This is a genomic window from Bradyrhizobium valentinum (genome assembly GCF_001440405.1).
GTDB lineage: Bacteria > Pseudomonadota > Alphaproteobacteria > Rhizobiales > Xanthobacteraceae > Bradyrhizobium > Bradyrhizobium valentinum.
The window spans coordinates 158,292-174,898 of the sequence record NZ_LLXX01000143.1 but is presented as its reverse complement, the minus strand read 5'-3'; the positions used below and the strand labels follow the sequence as shown (position 1 = coordinate 174,898).

The window sequence follows — 16,607 nt, the reverse complement described above, 5'->3', positions numbered from 1 at the left end:
CTTCATCGCGAAGGGCGGGGCTTCCTTGGTCGCAACTACCAATTCTCTGTCAGGGATTGTGCCTTGGGCTCGAACCGCGCCGCAGCTGAGTGCAAGCACCGCCAACCACAGAAGGCATAGCAGGACCGGTCGAAGTGACGAAGTCGCTGGTTCGCCTCGAGAGGCCCGATAAACGGCCACGGGCTTCCAAAGCGAAATCCGGCCCGTCAAATGCGCCGCGGTGCGGGACTGCCGGAGGTTCCTCGAACGAACTCATAGCGGACCTTTGTGCTTATGGAGATCGGTCGACGGAAGCATTGCTATTTGGCGGCATTTCGTCCTCGGTGGGCGCCGACCAGCTCGGCCCGTGCGGAACTTTCGAGAAGCGGCGACGCAGTGAAAATCGGCTTCAACGTTCGCTTAACCCGCCCTTCCTCGCGATCACCTGCCGGCACCTACAATGCGCGATAATCCTGGAAGTACACGATGACGCCGGTTCGCTGGCTTCGCCTCACGACGATATCGTAGCGCCTGAGCGTGAAAAAGAAATGCAGCGTCGATACGGTCTGGTTGATGGTCGTTACACCAACGCCGCTCGATACCAGATGCAACCGGTAGCGGCGCACGGGTACGCACGCGCTGGTGCGATTCCGATACATCCGCCGGACCTGAACTCTCCTCGTCGTTGGCATGTCAGCAGTCATTTGCCGAGCGTCACCTTGATGCCGAGCCACACAGCTACGACAAAGCCCGTTACGATGACCGTGACGACAGCCTTGAATGCATAGCTCTGTAGCTGCTCGACGCCCCTACGCCAGCGCCGCAAGTGGTGAAGATCAGCGCGAAGCTCCTTGCGATCATCTTCGTCGATCCCGAAGGATGTCAGTGTCGTCGCGACGGCTTTGAGAACCATTGCATCGATATCGTCTCGAGCAATCCTTTGTTGTTCGGCCAGAGTCTTGGCGACGATGGCCCCGAAATCCGCAGCCTGCACTCTGGTCATCGTTTAATACTCCGAGACACATTCTCAAAACTTCGCTTGGCAAAATAGAGCGATACCACAAGATGCGAGGTAATCGCCCCGAGGCCCATGAGCGGATCGACACCCCGTGCTGGCGGCAGTAATCCGCGCGCGCCATTCCGCTTTGACGCCATGCCTCGACGTGCAACGACCAACAAGGGCTGTGCGCTTTTACCCAGCACCGAGATGCCACCGGAGATCCTCCCATGTACGAGAGAACCCGATTTGGAACGACACTGCACTCTCAGAAAGTCGTGCAAGATTCGGACGATTTCGGCGAGACGGCAACGACGGCAAGATAAAAGCGACGATGTCGCGCCAGCCGCCGGTGATCGCAAGTGTTTGTCTGCACATTGATTTTGATGACACAGCAGCGGTGCCGAATGGAGCGGCATGGTGCCGCTCGAACTGAGAAAGCATTCAAAATCAATGTTCCGAACGCCATCCTTCGCAGTGGAGCGTCTTGTTGCGCGTACTCAGCAGGATATCGATCCGCAATTGCAGGAGGCCGCCGCCAGACTGACGGTTCCAATAAAGGCTCGCGCTGCACGCGTCCGGCTTCGCCGGTTTGCGGCATTGACTGCGCTCCGATGGCGGGGCTCTTAACGAATTGCGGAAAATTCGACGAAACGGTTTCGACAAATTGAAACGGCGTTGGCCGATAGTCTTGTGAAATGAAGAAGCCCGCCGCCGTTTCCGGCGCGGGCATCTACGATATCGGCGATGATGCCAATGTGCCCCTGATTTGCCCGACGCGTCAAGTAGCCAAAGCAAACCAGATTCAGCACAGCGGCATCGAAACGAAATCGTCAGGCCGTGGACGGCGCAACCTGCGGCCCAACAGAGCGCAAGGAGGCTATCCGATGTTTTTCCTTGCTGCCGTGCTCACCATTCTGTCGGGCTTGTTCTATGCGGCGAGCCTCATGAGATCGGCTCGCTGGGTGTCGCGATGTGCCAATATGGCAGCCCGTTCTCTGCGACAATCCGCTGCTCGTGCTGGTAGCTGCAGCGTTGGCTGCGTGCTGGGGCGCATTCGTCAGCGTGCGCTGACGCGTTCGCTCAGAAGCCGGCGAATTTCGGTGATGATGCCGTCATGCCGGTGATTTGCCCGACGTGTCAAACCGCGCGCTTTACTTGGGCGCCGGGTTCACCGGGTGAACCGGTCTTGGCACGGGCGGATTAGGCTCCACCTGCAACTTCGGTTCGGTCGGCAGGATCTGCGCGCCGGCTGCGCGGGCAGCTTCGCCGGTCGAGCTGTAACTCGCCATAAAGGCCGGCTGCTGCTTCGGCTTGTTCCATGGCCCATGGTCGACGATCAGCATGCCGAGTACGCCCAGAACCGCCACCGCTATCGCAACCCTCAGCGGCGCGCCACCATGTCGACTCAGACGATCTTCCGTCAATTCCTTCGCCATCTGAAAATCCGCGTTGATTTCCTCTGACGAGATTAAATCCGAGCGATCATTAAGGTTCCTTATTCAGCCAAGGCGACAACTGCCGGGAACAAATACCTTAGCCAGGTATTGTCAGGACGTTAGTCGTCGCTCGGCCAATGCCGAGTGACCAGTGAGTTGCAGAACGTGAAAACTGAAACCTCAGATCCATCGCAGCCTGGCATGGCAGAACGCGCCATCGACACTGCGACCGATGTTTCGCGCACGCTGACGGAAGTATCCGCCGCGCTGCAGGCTGCGGTCGGCCGCCTCAGCGATGCGATCACAGAGGCACGGAAACCGGGAATGCCGCTCTCGACCATTAGCGCGGTTACCCGCGAGGCGCCGCTAGCCAGCTTGTTCGTCGCCTTTCTGTTCGGTGTCGCGATCGGACGCCGCCGCTAGCGCGCTTCTCAGAACTTCCCTTTCGTCGAATCTTTTGCGGCCGATATGACGCCGCCGGTGATCTGACGCATATGTTCGCCGGCGTTGGTGAACTGGCTGCGCAGGAATTCAGACTGGATCCGCATCGCCTCCTGAAGGTCGGTCGCATGGACCAGCTTTCGGGCATGCTCGAACGCAGCCTTCATATTCTGCTCGGTAAACGACAGCGCTTGCTTCGAAATTTCCGTCCCCGCGCCGGGCATCGACGTCATGGATTTGCCGGCGGCATCGAAGAACATGCCGAACGCCTTTTCTGCCTGATCGATGGTTTTCTCGGCCAGTTCGCGCAGTTCGGCCGGGACTTCGAGTTTCGGTTCAGTCATGGTCGCTTCTCCCATGTCGACTTTGGCAAGGTTAGCATAATTCCCGGCTGCGTCTCCGTTGTATTGGCCCCACGGCGTGGCTGGTGGCGGCCGGCACCCAGGCCTAGCGCAATCGCAAGGAATGATTTCCTTCCTTCACGGTCCGTAGCCGTACGGATGCGGCGCCCGATTCCAATGGTGGCAACAGTGTGGCATAGTGATTCGGGTTAGGGTCGATCGTCGGTGGCGTTGCGTCTCTGGTTTTAAGTCTCTCTCGGGACAAGGGGATACGATGCTGCAAACGTTTCGGCCGACGCCAACCTGCACGCGGTTTCAAACCAGCATAGAAATGCCTTGCATGAAATGCGGCACGCAGATGCGGCTGGCCATGATCGAGCCACGCGACCAGAATTACGACGTGCTGACCTATCGCTGCGCGCCTTGCGACTCCGGGGAGAGCTTCCTGAAGGCGCGCTGATCACGCGCCGTTGACCACGGCGATTCCAGCCGGCGTCAGCACGAGCCCTTCGTCGCGCACTTCGATCAGGCCGAGGCCTGTCAACGTTCGCAAATCTTCATCGCTGACCGGCGACATTTTCAATCGACGAGCCTGAATGTCCCGCAACGTCCAGCGGAGAGCGATAGCCTTCTCGAGGCTGAATTCAGCGAAAGGATTGTCCGCCATTCGCGCTCGACCATTGGACCAGGTGGATCGGATCTGTCGCTGGAAAGCCTTGGCTGGGCCTGATAATGCAGCAATCGACGCCGGGTTCCCGACGATGCGAAGACAACCTGCCCGGACGCGGTGAGGTCCGCACGCCGGACAGTGCTGCAGCCTTGATCCTCAGTAGCGATAGGGCTCGATGTCCAGCAACGGAAAGGCGCTGAACGCACTTGGCGGATTGGTCGGTGTTGCCGCATGCAGATAGGACTTGTCGAGTTCGGCAAGGCTGGTGACGCCAAGCAGCCCGAGACAGCGGATCATTTCGTCTTCCAGCAATTCAAGCATCCGCACGACGCCGGCCTCGCCTGCAGCAGCGAGCGCCCAGCATTGCAGACGGCCGATGCCGACCAGATCGGCGCCTGAGGCGATCGCCTTCACGATGTCGGTGCCACGGCAGAACGAGCCGTCGACCATGATCTTGGCGCGGCCGGCAACAGCGTCGACGATTTCCGGCAAGACGTGCATCGCACCGCGTCCGTGGTCGAGCTGGCGGCCGCCGTGGTTCGACACATAAATCCAATCCACGCCATGATCGAGCGCGATGGCTGCGTCTTCCGCGGTGGCGATACCCTTGAGCACCAGCGGAATTTTATACTTGTCCTTGATCAGCTTCACCGTGCGCCATTCCAGCCCCTTCTGGAAGTCGCCGCCGGTGGCCCGGATACGGCTTTCGCGGACATACCGCTTGGCGATATCGCGCTCGCGCCGGCTGTAATGCGCCGTGTCGACGGTCAGGCAGAAGGCGGCATAACCGTTATCAATGGTGCGCCTGACAACGTCTTCGACAAAGGCGTCGTCGCCTCGGACATAGAGCTGGTAAATGCGCAATGCGGCGGGCGCGGCCTTGGCCGTCGCCTCAAGCCCCGGCTCGGACACCGAACTCAACATGTGAGCGGCGCCGAACTGCCCCGCTCCGCGCGCGACGGCGGCGCCTGAATCGGGATCGAAAATCTCGAGCGCGCCGACCGGCGCGATCATGACAGGCAAACGCAGGCGGCGGCCGAATACCTCGGTCGAGGCGTCGACCTCCGCGACATTGCGCAGCACCCGGGGCCGAAAAGCAATCTCGTCGAGCGCCATGCGGTTGCGGCGCATGGTGGTCTCGGTCTCAGAGGCGCCGACGATGTAGTCCCATGCGTTCTGGTTGAGTCGGGAGCGGGCTTTTCGAACGAATTCGTGGAGATTTTGGAATTCTTCACCGCTGGCGCCGAGTTCGACATTCCTCGCCGGCTGCAAGGGGGTCCCATCATTCATGCTGCTTCTCTCCCGTTTTGGCTGCACATTACCCAGAGATAAACGAAAAAAGCTACCGCTTTGAACGGGTTAGGCGTCGTGCAAATGCAGGGATGTTATTCATTCGCGAGAGGCATCGGAATGGAGTGGGCGTTTCCCGCCCCCGAAACCAGGGAAGCGCCGCCATCACGGCCGGCACACTGGTGAATACGGGAATGATCGAACTGGGTCTCAAATAGTCTGCTTCGATTGCGCTGCGCGTGCGAACGAAACGGCCCGCTCCACCGCTACAACGTCCCGCCTGAACCGACGGTCCTTTCATCGAAAGCAACGACCGACGATCCCTTCAAGAACGTTTAGGTTACGTGGCCGAATCGGGTCGCAGAACGTCCCTCACGGCGAGCTGACAAGCGGACCGCTCTCGCTAGCCCGGGGCTCAAGCCATCGTCCGATGTTGGGATTTCGGCCCGGTGCGGGGAATCGCCGCTCCATTCTCCGCATAATTTGCGGAAATTACCCTTGCGGATGCGGAGAATAGCTGCCATATTCCCCGCAGAGGATGCGGAGAATGTCGAATTATATCCACCAACTACCTGATTGGCCTAACTTTTCCTGGGATTCGACCACCCTGGCAAAGCAGCTTGCCGCGGTTCGGCTGCGGCAGGGGCAGCTTATTGGCCGGATGCAGGGACTGGGCTTCCCCCAGCAGGAAGAAGCTGTCCTGACCACCCTGACCGAAGAAGCCCTCAAGTCCAGCGACATCGAGGGAGAAAAACTCGACAAGAACGCGGTGCGCTCATCGCTCGCGCGTCGCCTTGGCATGGATGCGGGCGCTTTGCCGTCGGCAGATCGCAATGTCGAAGGCATTGTCGAGATGATGCTCGACGCCACGCAGAAATTCCAAACCGAGCTTACGGCAGAAAGACTCTTCGGCTGGCATGCGTCGCTCTTCCCGACGAGCCGCAGCAACATGAAGAAGATCACTGTAGGAGCCTGGCGCGACGCGTCGGCTGGACCGATGCAGGTCGTCTCCGGCGATTACGGACGCGAACGCGTGCATTACGAGGCACCGACGGCGGAAAAGCTTGAGGCCGAAATGACTGCGTTTCTCAATTGGTACAACACGGAAGAAAACATCGATCCGATCATCAAGGCCGCGATCGCACATCTTTGGTTCGTGACCATCCACCCTTTCGAGGATGGCAACGGACGGATTGCGCGCGCCATCGCCGACATGTCGCTTGCCCGTTCCGAAGGAATCCCGCAACGCTTCTACAGCATGTCCGCACAAATACGTGCAGAACGGAAAACTTACTACGACATGCTGGAGAGCACCCAGAAGGGCGACCTCGACGTCACGTCGTGGCTTGAGTGGTTCTTAGACTGTCTCGACCGCGCCTTCAGTGGAGCTAATACAGTTCTAGCAGCCGTACTCGAAAAGACCGAATTCTGGAAGCGGCATGCCGCCGTCAGGTTCAATGACCGGCAGCGCGATATGCTCAATCGTCTGCTGGACGGCTTCGAGGGAAAACTGACCTCGAGCAAATGGGCAGCAATCGAGAAGTGCTCGCCCGATACAGCCTTGCGCGACATTCAGGATCTCGTTGACCAGGACATCCTCGCCAAGGGCGAAGGCGGCGGTAGAAGCACAAGCTACTCCCTCGTCTCCGCTTGAACGCCACTCCATGACACACGTATGGGGCGGACCGATCCAATGAAAAAGCTCGACAGCGTTGTTGGGGCGAATTCAATCCACCCCTTGCGTCGTTTCCCGATCGCCCATGAAGAGTTGGTCGGTATAGGCCGCTCCGGAAATCGTGAGCAGCGCAAGAAGCGAAATGGCGACCAGCGTTTTCATGACGCCAGCATCCGCCTCGATTGTGGCCGAATACGTCAAGGTTCAGTGAATTTTCGGGGCGTACGCACGGGGACTTCGTGGCCGACCGCGCTCCCGCGGCAGATCTTCAAACCTGAACAGCATCGCTCAGGCCGTATTGCCCGCCTTCCCGAAAACTCCCGCCTCGGCCAGAGCCGCGATACGTCGCTCATCATAGCCGAGGGTCTTTCGGAGCACTTCCCTGGTATGTTCGCCGAGCAGCGGCGCCGCCACGGGGTCGACGGTCGGCGTCAAGCTCATCTGCAGCGGCGTTTCAATATTGGGGACGGCGCCCGCGGTTGGATGCGCAATCCGGCTGAGACGATGGCGGTCACGCACTTCCGGCGCGTTGAAGCCTTCCTCTACGGTGCGAAGATAGCCAACCGGTATGTTGGCCTTCTTCATCTTCGCCATCCAGTTCTCAAGACTGTCACTGGCAAAGACACCGGCGATGATGGCGCGCAACTTTTCCCTGTTGGCAGTTCGGTTTTTCCGGTGCGCGAACTCGGGATCGGTAACGAGATCCGGCCGATCGAGCACGTCCACCACAAGCCGGCGGTACAGGCGATCGTTGGCGCAGGCCATGTAAAGCGGTCCATCGGATGCCTGATAGACGCCTACGGTGGGTGAACCGTTCGGCGAATTTCCGAAGCGCCCCGGATTCGCACCGCTGATCAGATAGGCCATGCCGTAGAAACCGGTCATCGCCACGGCGGTGTCGATCAGCGCGACCTCGACCTGCTGGCCGCGGCCGAGCCGGTCGCGGGCGATCAGCGCCAGCAGGATCGCGTTGCATGCCGACATACCCGTCGCCATGTCGACGATCGGCGGACCGGTCCGCACCGGCTCTCCGTCGGGAAACCCGTTCAGCGACATGAAGCCGCTTTCGGCCTGCGTGATCGGATCGAAGCCCGGACGCAAGGCGAACTCGCCCTTGCGACCATAGGCCGAGATCGAGCAATAGATCAACTTCGGATTGGTCGGCGCAACGGAAGCATAGTCGAGGCCGAACTTCTTCATCACGCCGCCGGAGAAATTCTCCACGACGACATCCGCTTTCGCGATCAGTTCGCGCGCGACTTCGAGCGCCGCAGGATTGTTGAAATCGAGCGCGATGCCGCGCTTGTTGCGATTGAGGCTGAGGAAGGCCGCGCTCTCGCCGCCGATTTCCGCGTGTTCGTAATGGCGGGTATCGTCGCCCCCGTCGGGGTTTTCGATCTTGATCACCTCGGCGCCGAAATCGGCCAGCGTTTGCGTGCAGGCCGGGCCGGCAACGACCCTGGTGAAGTCGACGACCAGCAGACCATCCAACGCGGTCGGTTCGCCTTTTGCGCGCGGCATTCGCTCCGGCAATTGCGGTCTGGCAGTCATCTCCGGCATTTCCTCGTTTATTTTGCCTGGCGAAACAAAGGCTTTCGCCGCGACTTCAAGGCTTTCTTACCGGAACCAGACGTGTAACCCAAACCCCGATTTTGCAGGGCGGGAGCTGCCGCTGACATAGCTCTTAAGACGGCACGTGGAGCGGCAACACTGCCCTTGCATCCAAGGTGCAGGTCCGGACTCGACCGTGACGGCCCAGCAAAAAGACGCCGCCCGCCTCCCGGTCTGGTCCGGGACTCGAGCGGCGTCCTATCGATGAGTAGACGCCGCGAACAACCTTCGCTGCGTCATCACTTCTGTGGAAGGCCGTGTTCCTACTCGGCGATCACTTCACCGGAGCCGCCGAGCTCGGCTGGAAAATCCTTCAGTTTGGGCAGCCCATCCCGCATCGGCAGCACTGTCTCGGCGTAATTGACGTGCACGCCGGGCGTGAAGGGGAACGTCGGAAGGGTCGTGGCAAAGACATCGACCAACCCGAGCGTCGGATGATTGGTCATCAAATGACCGCCGCACTCCGCGCAGTACTTGCGCTGGCTCATCGGCGTCTTCTCGAACGTCGCAACATGGTGCGCCCCCGCCGTGATCCGTACCGCCTCCGGTTTCCACAGGGTGAACGCATTCACCGGTCCCCCGGACCACGAACGGCAGGAACGGCAATGGCAATAACCCATTCCTTCCGGCGCACCCGTGACCTGGATTTCAACCACACCGCAAAAACAGCTTCCAGTGTGCTTGATCATTTCTCCGCCTCCTCCAGCCAATTGAGAAATGGTCAGGACCGCTTGTACCAGGGAAATAGCATGGAAACGCGCTCCCGATAACGGCGATATTCGTCGCCGAACATGCCGACGAGGTCGCGCTCTTCGAGCATTATGCCGACGAAGATGTAGGCCGTCGTCACCGCCGCGAACAGCAGATGGCCGGCGCTCATTGTCGGGGCCGCCCAGAAGGCGATGATGAAACCGAGATAGATCGGGTGCCGGACAAAGCGGTAGAAGAACGGCGTCCGGAAAACTGGCGGCGGCATCTCGCGGGCCACGAGATTGTTGGCGACCTGATGCAATCCGAACAGTTCAAAATGATTGATCAGGAAGGTGCTTGTGAACACGATCACCCAACCAACGAACGACAGTGTCGCGATCACCATGGCCATTTCAGGCTCTTGGATGCTCCAGATGACGGCCGGCATCGGACTCCATTGCCAGAACAGCAGGAGAAGCGTCAGGCTTGCACACAGCACATAGGTGCTGCGCTCGACAGACTTCGGAATAAACTGCGTCCACCAGTGTTTAAACGACTTACGCGCCATGACGCTATGTTGGACGGCAAATAACGACATCAGTGCGAGATTGACGATAATTGCCTCGAATATCCCCGAATTCGCGCCGGTATCGATCGCCTTCGGCACGACGAGCCCCGATACGAAGCCGATGGCGTACAGAATCGTGAACAGAAATGTGAGATAGGCCACACCGCCGAACAGAAATGCAGTGAATCTTAGCACTCGATTGCCCGGCATCGCCGGGTTGATGACTTGGGCTTCCGTCATGAAATTGGCTCCACTACGGGAAATGGGAATATAACTCCCGATTTTGGCAGGATGCACGGAGAACGGCGCCAGGGCTTTGCCTGACGCTTGATCTCTTCATGAGACGGACTTGATTGTTTCTTGAGAAAGGTGCGGCAGCGCACGTGAGATTCAGCTTCGACAATTACGTCCTGGACACCGATCGTCGCGAGCTGCGCCGTGGCCGCGAGCGGGTGGCGATGCAGCCGCAAGTATTCGACTTGCTGGTTCACCTGTTGAAACACCGCGACCGTGTCGTCAGCCGGGACGATCTCATTGCGCTGGTGTGGAAAGGACGGATCGTCTCGGACTCGACGCTGGACAGCCGGATCAACGCCGCCCGAAACGCGATCGGCGACAACGGCAAGGAACAGCGGCTCATTCGCACCATTCCGCGCAAGGGGATTCGCTTCGTCGGCGCCGTGAATGGGTCATGCGATGTGCAGGCCACTTCGCGGGTAGAAGCAGAACAGCTACGTCCGGGACTAACGCTGCCCGACCGGCCGGCAATAGCCGTACTGCCGTTCAACAACATGAGCGGCGACCGCAAGCAGGAGTATTTCTCCGACGGAATCACCGAAGACATCATCACCGCGCTGTCGAAACTGCGCTGGTTCTTCGTGATCGCGCGCAACTCGTCGTTTACCTACAAAGGCAAGGCGGTGCACATGAGGCAGGTCGCGGCCGAGCTCGGGGTGCGCTACGTGGTCGAAGGCAGTGTGAGAAGGAGCGGCGATCGCGTACGCATCACTGCGCAGCTCAATGACACCGCGACCGGCAGTCACATCTGGGCCGAGCACTATGACCGCGAGCTGACCGACGTCTTCGCCGTGCAGGACGAGATTACCGACGCCGTCGTTACCGCGATCGAGCCACAGATTTACGCGGCTGAGAACTTTCGCAGCCGGCGCAAGCCGCCGAGCAGCGTGGACGCGTGGGACCTGGTGATGCGCGCGCTGTCGCATCATTGGCGGGTGACGCGGCCCGACAGCCTCGCCGCGCAGGCGCTACTGGAACGCGCGATTGCGATTGATCCGAATTACGGCCAGGCGTTGGCCCTGTTCGCAACCAATCATATGTTCGGCGTGCATCTGGGCTGGACTGACCTTGCCACCGCGGCACCCATCGCCGAGCAAGCGGCATTGGCGGCGATTGCCGCCGATAGCGAGGATGCCTGGGCACATACGGCCCTTGGCAGCGTGTATTTCTCTACGCGCCGGCTCGACCATTCGCTGGCCGAGTTCGAACTGGCGCTTCAGCTCAACCCGAATTTCTCCCTGGCGCAGGGGTATTACGCCCTGGCGCTGTCCTATAGCGGGAGGTGGACGGATGCCTATGCGGCGACGCAACGCGCCATCCGCCAGAGCCCGCGCGACCCCTCTTCGGCGATCTACTACGGCGTTGCAGCCTACGCCCAGTTCGTCGGAAAGAATTATCAGGAAGCGATTGCGCTGGCGCGCGAGGCGACCCGTCAGCGCCGCGACCTCACCGGCGCCTATCGGGTGCTGACGGTCGCGGCCGGCATGACCGGCCAGATCGAGCTCGCCCGGACCGCGCTTCAGGAGTTGCGCCGGACCCAGCCCAATATTTCGCTCGCCTGGATCGCGACGCAGTTACCCTGGAAGCACGACGCCGATCGCGAGCATTATCTCGAAGGCTTTCGCCGAGCCGGGCTGGAATGAGCTGCGGCAACTGGTCCTGGATTACTGCTGCTTTTCCCAGAATGACAGCAATCCCTGCGAGGCCGAGCCGCCGATCACGCAGGGAATGCCGACCGCGACCTGCCCCAGCGCAGCCGCAGAGACACAACCGAGCGCGACCGCGCCGACGCCGACCTGGCCCCAGAAGCTGAGGTCGCGGCGGCTATCTGAGCCCTTGGTCTTGAGTTCATCCACGGCGGCCAGCGCATCCTTGCGGAGAGCTGCGATCTGTACCGTGTCCGCCGCCTCGACCACTTCGGCGAGCGGCACCTTGACCGCCGCCGGTTGTCTGGCAAGTTCGCTGCGGAGATATTCGCGCAAACTGGCGTCGCGGATCGCGTAGCTTGCCAGCGTATAGCGCGCCATGCTTCCGACCGTCAGCTTGTCGATCGTGTCGCGGCTCTTGCTCCACGGCAGCATCTGGATGATGCGCTGAATAGATGCATGCGAGCCGGTCGCAAAATAGTAGCCCCACAGCGTATCCAGCAAATCCTGGTTGCTCGCAAATGTGAGCGTCGTGTTCAGCTTGCGCTCCTCCTTGGCGAAGGGATTCCTGGTGAATGCCCCGCGCAGCTTGTCCATCACGCCGGGCTTCACCTCCTCCAGCGGGATGTCGGTCAAGGTCGGCAGTTTGCCCGCCAGGTAATTGTCGATCATGACCCGCCGGCCCGGCATTCGTGGCGCGACCCGCCGCAGAACGTTTCTCCAGTCGGGCAGCCCCGAATAGGCGATGGCGCGGACGATCACCCATTCGTCTTCCGGCCGGACGGGAAAGAAACTGGCAATGAGCTGCTCGGCCTTGGCCGGGTTCGAGCCGATCGCACCCGCGATGAAGCCGAGATAGATTCCGGCATTCTCCGGCTCCTTGAACGTCTGCGAATGAAACAGCACGCGCACGGCTCCCGGGACATGGGCATAGTCCGGCTTGGTCCGGTAGTTGTAGATCCATTGCTGGACGACGCCGAGCGAGGCACGCGGATCGACCTCCGCTGTCTTCCCTGCATGCGCGGCCTGAACCAGCATGAGCGCGAGTGCAATGAAGGCTGCATAACGCATGTGATGCTCCTGCGAGCGTAGGCGCATTCGCGGTTTCGTACGCGAGCGTCCTAGGCTCTCTCGATGGCGAAGCATGAAGCGTGCATTGCGACAATTCTGAGAAAATCCGCATTAAGAGAAGGCGTCCAAATTGTGGCGTGCCGCAAAGAACTCGCCCGCAACTCACCTTATCCCAGACATTTTTTCGCCCCGCGCGGTCAATTCGATCTCAGCCGATCAATAGGAGTCCGGCGGGACGTGGAGATCAGACGCATCGCGGAGCGCAACCGATCATCCCGATCGGGGATGGCCGCTTGCCGGCTTGCCGGCGCCCTCGGCTTGATTTTCGCGACACCTGTCGTCGCCGAAACCGCGCCGCCACCGAAGGATTCGATCATCGTCGAAGGAAATCGCCGCGTCGACGCCGAGACCGTCCGCTCCTATTTTCGCGCATCCCCCGATGGACGTTTCGACGACGCCGCACGTGACGCTGCGTTGAAAGCACTGATTGCAACAGGCCTGTTCGAAAAGGTTTCCATCGACCGCGCCGGCGAGCGGCTTGTCGTGCATCTATCCGAAGCGCCCGTGCTCGACCGCGTCGCATTCGAAGGCAACAAGAAGGTCAAGGACGCCGACCTGGCCGCAGCGGTCGAAGCGAAGCCGCGCGGCTCGCTGCAACGCGCCACCGTGCAGGCCGACGTCGGCCGCATCATCGAGGCATATAGGCGTGTCGGCCGTGCCGAGGTCAGCGTCGATCCGCAGATCATCGACCGCGGCAACGGCCGGGTCGACCTCGTCTACGCCATAACGGAGGGAGTAAAGACTCCGGTACGGCAGATCGACTTCACCGGCAACAAGGCCTTCGGCAAACGGCAGCTCAGCGCCGTGATCAAGACGTCCGCGACCCATATGCTGAGTTTTCTGACCGGCGGTGGCGTCTACGATCCTGACCGTATCGCGCAAGACCAGGAACAGCTACGGCTTTACTACCGCAGCAAGGGTTATGCCGATGTCAGCGTCTCATCGGCAAAGGCTGAGTATAATCCGGCTACGAAGGGCTTCACGCTGAGCTTCGCGATCGACGAGGGTCCGCTCTATCACTTCCGGGAAGTCAGCGTCACCTGCAACATTCCGGACATGGATTGCGACAAGCTTCGTTCCCTGCCGACTGCCCGCGCAGGCGCGGTGTTCGACGGCAACGCCCTGGACAAGACCACCGAGCTCCTGGCCATAGAAATGGCAAGGCTCGGCTATCCCTTTGCCCAGGCGACCCCTCGCCTCACGCGCGATGCCGCCACGCAACGTATCGACGTCGCCTTCGTAATCGAACAAGGGCCTCGCGCCTATGTCGAACGGATCGAGATCCATGGCAACACGCGCACCCGCGACTACGTGATCCGGCGCGAATTCGACATCGCAGAAGGCGATCCCTACAACAAGACGCTGATAGACCGTGCCGAACGGCGCTTGAAGAATTTGAACTACTTCAAGACCGTGAAAATATCGAACAGGCCGGGCTCGGCGCCCGATCATGTCATCCTCGATGTCGAGGCGGTTGACCAGGCGACCGGCGACTTCAACGTGGCTGGCGGTTACTCGACCGTCGACGGCGCGCTCGTCGAGGTCAAGGTGGGCGAACGCAATCTCTACGGTACGGGCAAAAACGTCCAGGCTACCTTCACCTACGGCCAATATGCGCGCGGCATCAACCTTGCTGCGTCCGAGCCCTATTTTCTCGGCACCAAGGTCGCAGCCGGCATCGAGCTCTTCGGCCGCCAAAACGACGCTAGCAGCTACCAATCCTATGGCAGCACGACCTATGGCGCGAGACTGCAGTTCGGTACGCCGATCAACGAGGAACTCGGCGTGCAGTGGCGTTACTCGATCTACAATCAGAACATCACGCTTTCGCCGAACGCTTCGGGCCTGACACCCTCGCTGGCCGTCCGGCAGGCGGCCGCCGCCGGTCCGACCTGGGTCTCCGCTCCCGGCAGCACAACGACCTACAGCACACTGGACAACATAAAGAGCCCGACTAGCGGAATCAGGTCGCAGCTCAGCCAGGATCTGGCGGGGCTTGGCGGCGACGTAAAATTTCTCAAGACGACGGAAGATGTGCGCTACTACAAATCGCTCAGCAGCGACCTCGTTGGCATGGTTCGTGCCCAGGGCGGCTACGTCACTGGTTGGGGTGGCCAGCAAGTGCCGCTGATGAACAATTTCTTCGGCGGCCCGACCATGGTGCGCGGATTTGCTCCCAACGGATTCGGCCCGCGCGACCTGACGCCGGGCACTACGATGGATAATGTCGGCGGCAGCGCCTATTGGGCGACAACCGCCGAACTGCAGAGTGCGATCCCCGGCATCCCCAACGAATACGGCCTCAGGGCCACCGCCTTCGTCGATGCCGGCAGCGTGTTCCGCTACAGCGGGTCGACGGCATCGCTGCAGGTCGCGAACAAGAATGTCGTCCGCTCGTCGATCGGCGCAGGCCTGACCTGGGCCTCGCCGTTCGGCGCATTGACCGTCGACTACGCCGTACCGCTGACCAAGGCGGCCTATGACGTGGTGCAGCCTTTGCGATTCAGCGCTGGAGGCTTTTGACGGGCACAGGATGCTCAGTCGCGAACCCATACAACAGCGCCAGCCGGTCGAGGCATTCGCGGAATCGCCTTGAAAAATAGTCGCTCCAGCGTTTGGTACACATGCCCCTCCGCTGGCCGACCTGCTCCATGGTCAGACCCTGGACCAGGACGTCATGCACCAACGCCGAGCCGTCCGCGCCAAGTTCGCGTTCGGCCCGGTTCAGCCGCAGCACGGCCTTGCGCTGGCCCTCAGTGATCGGCTCGCGGCTCTGCCCGCCATCGACATATTCGCGGGTCGGATCGACTGCGCGTGGTCCGCGCTCGGCCTTCTCCCAGTCGCTCTGGAACGCACGCCCCGCCTGATATTGGGCCTCGTCGATCTGGCGGTGGGAATGCAGGCGCGCGAGTGGATCGTTACGGATCGAACGCAGGGCAACGATCTTCTCGCCCGGCTCCAGCGCCAGGGGATTGTCGACCTCGACGGTTGCGACTTCGGCATTGCGTAACAGATCGCGGGACCTGCGGTCATGCGCCTTGGCGGGATTGTGTGGCCTTCGGCGTTTGGCTCTCGGCATCTGATTGACTCCTTCAAACAGTAGAATTCGGTTTCGACCAGAAAATCTATTCGATTGATGCGTCCGCCATCTCGTCGCGCAGCAGTTCGGACAGTTCGTCCCTGCGGCCGCAGCCCAACCGCTGAAGTCCGATCAGCGCACGCAGGTGAGCGATCCGATGGCGGCGCGGCAGCCGTTTCAGCCTGTCGGCCATGCCTTTGATTGCAGCGTTCTTCATGCCGCCTCCACCACCCGCAGCGAAACGGTGCTCGCCGCGCGTTCGGGCAGCTCGACTGGATTGCGGCTCAGATGAAAATGCGCCGTGCAATAGCTCGAACCCGGGCGCCGCGGATGGCCGCAGAAAGTGATGGCCTCGCCCTCTTCATCGCCGCCATAGGGATAGCGGCAATCGCCGCGCTCCAGCTCGATCAGGGAGAGATGTCGCGGTTCAATCCGGACGCAGCGCAGCTTGATCGGCTTAATCGCCTTGAACACCGGCGCCGGCCAGAGAAGCGCAGGCGTCTTCAAATTGACGGGACGGGGCTCAGCGATCTCGTGCAGCTCTGCGGGCTTAGCGGGCACCGACGGTTGCCGCCGACCGTCTGCTCCCAGTCCCAGGCGGCGGGCGCGTCCGAGCGCAGCGCTGCGGGAGTAGGACGTATTGAATCGTGAATTGATCGCTTGCGCGGCTTCCGAAAAGGACATGCCTTTGGCAATAAATTCCCGCAGCGCGTCCGAGTGCTCGGGCGCCCAGTTCGACAGTTCCATTTGTTG

Annotated in this window: 19 protein-coding genes; 5 read left to right on the top strand and 14 right to left on the bottom strand. The window is 60.8% G+C overall.

Annotated features, from left to right (window positions below):
• Positions 1-434: 434 nt before the first annotated feature.
• The 3 genes from CP49_RS46325 to tnpA are packed head-to-tail and all read right to left on the bottom strand — an operon-like array spanning position 435 to position 1,208.
• Positions 435-638 carry a hypothetical protein gene (locus tag CP49_RS46325; RefSeq protein WP_057852965.1) on the bottom strand — a complete coding sequence of 68 codons (204 nt, stop codon included), beginning with the start codon at positions 636-638 and terminating at the stop codon, positions 435-437.
• A 41-nt stretch (positions 639-679) separates the two neighbouring features.
• Complete coding sequence (locus tag CP49_RS25775; RefSeq protein WP_420807649.1) at positions 680-949, bottom strand: hypothetical protein; 270 nt, start codon at positions 947-949, stop codon at positions 680-682.
• On the bottom strand, positions 837-1,208 hold the full coding sequence (tnpA, locus tag CP49_RS49390; RefSeq protein ID WP_420807646.1) for an IS66 family insertion sequence element accessory protein TnpA: 372 nt from the start codon (positions 1,206-1,208) through the stop codon (positions 837-839). The genes CP49_RS25775 and tnpA overlap by 113 nt, the downstream gene beginning before the upstream one ends.
• Before the next feature lie 466 nt (positions 1,209-1,674).
• Here tnpA and CP49_RS48985 point away from each other — a divergent pair, with 466 nt between their 5' ends.
• Entirely contained in the window at positions 1,675-2,103 is a 429-nt protein-coding gene (locus tag CP49_RS48985; protein WP_057852963.1) for a hypothetical protein, read from the top strand.
• Between the two features lie 27 nt (positions 2,104-2,130).
• Here the strand turns inward: CP49_RS48985 and CP49_RS25765 are convergent, their stop codons facing one another.
• Positions 2,131-2,415, bottom strand: coding sequence for a hypothetical protein (locus CP49_RS25765; protein WP_057852962.1), 285 nt, complete (start codon positions 2,413-2,415; stop codon positions 2,131-2,133).
• A 201-nt stretch (positions 2,416-2,616) separates the two neighbouring features.
• Here CP49_RS25765 and CP49_RS25760 point away from each other — a divergent pair, with 201 nt between their 5' ends.
• Positions 2,617-2,838 (top strand): hypothetical protein, encoded by a 222-nt coding sequence (locus CP49_RS25760; protein WP_156438660.1) that lies wholly within the window; start codon positions 2,617-2,619, stop codon positions 2,836-2,838.
• A gap of 8 nt (positions 2,839-2,846) precedes the next feature.
• On the opposite strand, the gene CP49_RS25755 is transcribed toward CP49_RS25760, so the two are convergent.
• The 3 genes from CP49_RS25755 to CP49_RS25745 form a co-directional block, all read right to left on the bottom strand.
• Positions 2,847-3,200 carry a phasin gene (locus tag CP49_RS25755; protein WP_057852994.1) on the bottom strand — a complete coding sequence of 118 codons (354 nt, stop codon included), beginning with the start codon at positions 3,198-3,200 and terminating at the stop codon, positions 2,847-2,849.
• Between the two features lie 457 nt (positions 3,201-3,657).
• On the bottom strand, positions 3,658-3,864 hold the full coding sequence (locus CP49_RS25750; RefSeq protein WP_057852961.1) for a hypothetical protein: 207 nt from the start codon (positions 3,862-3,864) through the stop codon (positions 3,658-3,660).
• A gap of 159 nt (positions 3,865-4,023) precedes the next feature.
• The gene (locus CP49_RS25745; RefSeq protein ID WP_057852960.1) at positions 4,024-5,157 is read right to left on the bottom strand and encodes an alpha-hydroxy acid oxidase; all 1,134 of its coding nucleotides are present in this window, start codon (positions 5,155-5,157) and stop codon (positions 4,024-4,026) included.
• 547 nt (positions 5,158-5,704) lie between these two features.
• Between CP49_RS25745 and CP49_RS25740 the strand changes: the two genes are divergently transcribed.
• Complete coding sequence (locus tag CP49_RS25740) at positions 5,705-6,811, top strand: Fic family protein (RefSeq protein WP_057852959.1); 1,107 nt, start codon at positions 5,705-5,707, stop codon at positions 6,809-6,811.
• 309 nt (positions 6,812-7,120) lie between these two features.
• Here the strand turns inward: CP49_RS25740 and CP49_RS25735 are convergent, their stop codons facing one another.
• From CP49_RS25735 to mddA, 3 genes are all read right to left on the bottom strand, one after another.
• Positions 7,121-8,383, bottom strand: a complete 1,263-nt coding sequence (locus CP49_RS25735) for a CaiB/BaiF CoA transferase family protein (RefSeq protein ID WP_057852958.1) — start codon at positions 8,381-8,383, stop codon at positions 7,121-7,123.
• A gap of 323 nt (positions 8,384-8,706) precedes the next feature.
• Positions 8,707-9,129, bottom strand: a complete 423-nt coding sequence (locus tag CP49_RS25730) for a GFA family protein (RefSeq protein ID WP_057852993.1) — start codon at positions 9,127-9,129, stop codon at positions 8,707-8,709.
• A gap of 35 nt (positions 9,130-9,164) precedes the next feature.
• Positions 9,165-9,941 (bottom strand): methanethiol S-methyltransferase, encoded by a 777-nt coding sequence (gene mddA / locus CP49_RS25725; RefSeq protein ID WP_057852957.1) that lies wholly within the window; start codon positions 9,939-9,941, stop codon positions 9,165-9,167.
• A gap of 143 nt (positions 9,942-10,084) precedes the next feature.
• Here mddA and CP49_RS25720 point away from each other — a divergent pair, with 143 nt between their 5' ends.
• Positions 10,085-11,641 carry a winged helix-turn-helix domain-containing protein gene (locus CP49_RS25720; RefSeq protein ID WP_057852956.1) on the top strand — a complete coding sequence of 519 codons (1,557 nt, stop codon included), beginning with the start codon at positions 10,085-10,087 and terminating at the stop codon, positions 11,639-11,641.
• Positions 11,642-11,662: 21 nt separating this feature from the next.
• Here CP49_RS25720 and CP49_RS25715 read toward each other — a convergent pair whose 3' ends face one another.
• On the bottom strand, positions 11,663-12,715 hold the full coding sequence (locus CP49_RS25715) for a hypothetical protein (RefSeq protein ID WP_057852955.1): 1,053 nt from the start codon (positions 12,713-12,715) through the stop codon (positions 11,663-11,665).
• Positions 12,716-12,952: 237 nt separating this feature from the next.
• On the opposite strand from CP49_RS25715, the gene bamA reads away from it, so the two are divergent.
• Entirely contained in the window at positions 12,953-15,298 is a 2,346-nt protein-coding gene (gene bamA / locus CP49_RS25710; protein ID WP_420807645.1) for an outer membrane protein assembly factor BamA, read from the top strand.
• Here bamA and CP49_RS25705 read toward each other — a convergent pair.
• Genes CP49_RS25705 through CP49_RS25700 form a run of 3 tightly spaced genes read right to left on the bottom strand, consistent with a single transcriptional unit; the run spans position 15,279 to position 16,601 of the window.
• A complete protein-coding gene (locus tag CP49_RS25705) occupies positions 15,279-15,854 on the bottom strand; it encodes a DUF6456 domain-containing protein (protein WP_057852953.1) in 576 nt (191 codons plus the stop codon). The genes bamA and CP49_RS25705 overlap by 20 nt on opposite strands.
• Positions 15,855-15,900: 46 nt before the next feature.
• Positions 15,901-16,071 carry a hypothetical protein gene (locus CP49_RS45170; RefSeq protein WP_156438659.1) on the bottom strand — a complete coding sequence of 57 codons (171 nt, stop codon included), beginning with the start codon at positions 16,069-16,071 and terminating at the stop codon, positions 15,901-15,903.
• Positions 16,068-16,601 carry a GcrA family cell cycle regulator gene (locus CP49_RS25700; RefSeq protein WP_057852952.1) on the bottom strand — a complete coding sequence of 178 codons (534 nt, stop codon included), beginning with the start codon at positions 16,599-16,601 and terminating at the stop codon, positions 16,068-16,070. Before CP49_RS25700 ends, CP49_RS45170 begins: the two co-directional genes overlap by 4 nt.
• Positions 16,602-16,607 lie beyond the last annotated feature (6 nt).

Bases quoted from the DNA above. Each gene is read 5' to 3' on its own strand.
- CP49_RS46325 (WP_057852965.1), bottom strand. From the start codon at position 638: ATGTATCGGAATCGCACCAGCGCGTGCGTACCCGTGCGCCGCTACCGG.
- tnpA (WP_420807646.1), bottom strand. From the start codon at position 1,208: ATGGGAGGATCTCCGGTGGCATCTCGGTGCTGGGTAAAAGCGCACAGC.
- CP49_RS48985 (WP_057852963.1), top strand. From the start codon at position 1,675: ATGAAGAAGCCCGCCGCCGTTTCCGGCGCGGGCATCTACGATATCGGC.
- CP49_RS25765 (WP_057852962.1), bottom strand. From the start codon at position 2,415: ATGGCGAAGGAATTGACGGAAGATCGTCTGAGTCGACATGGTGGCGCG.
- CP49_RS25760 (WP_156438660.1), top strand. From the start codon at position 2,617: ATGGCAGAACGCGCCATCGACACTGCGACCGATGTTTCGCGCACGCTG.
- CP49_RS25755 (WP_057852994.1), bottom strand. From the start codon at position 3,200: ATGACTGAACCGAAACTCGAAGTCCCGGCCGAACTGCGCGAACTGGCC.
- CP49_RS25750 (WP_057852961.1), bottom strand. From the start codon at position 3,864: ATGGCGGACAATCCTTTCGCTGAATTCAGCCTCGAGAAGGCTATCGCT.
- CP49_RS25745 (WP_057852960.1), bottom strand. From the start codon at position 5,157: ATGAATGATGGGACCCCCTTGCAGCCGGCGAGGAATGTCGAACTCGGC.
- CP49_RS25740 (WP_057852959.1), top strand. From the start codon at position 5,705: ATGTCGAATTATATCCACCAACTACCTGATTGGCCTAACTTTTCCTGG.
- CP49_RS25735 (WP_057852958.1), bottom strand. From the start codon at position 8,383: ATGACTGCCAGACCGCAATTGCCGGAGCGAATGCCGCGCGCAAAAGGC.
- mddA (WP_057852957.1), bottom strand. From the start codon at position 9,941: ATGACGGAAGCCCAAGTCATCAACCCGGCGATGCCGGGCAATCGAGTG.
- CP49_RS25715 (WP_057852955.1), bottom strand. From the start codon at position 12,715: ATGCGTTATGCAGCCTTCATTGCACTCGCGCTCATGCTGGTTCAGGCC.
- CP49_RS25705 (WP_057852953.1), bottom strand. From the start codon at position 15,854: ATGCCGAGAGCCAAACGCCGAAGGCCACACAATCCCGCCAAGGCGCAT.
- CP49_RS45170 (WP_156438659.1), bottom strand. From the start codon at position 16,071: ATGAAGAACGCTGCAATCAAAGGCATGGCCGACAGGCTGAAACGGCTG.
- CP49_RS25700 (WP_057852952.1), bottom strand. From the start codon at position 16,601: ATGGAACTGTCGAACTGGGCGCCCGAGCACTCGGACGCGCTGCGGGAA.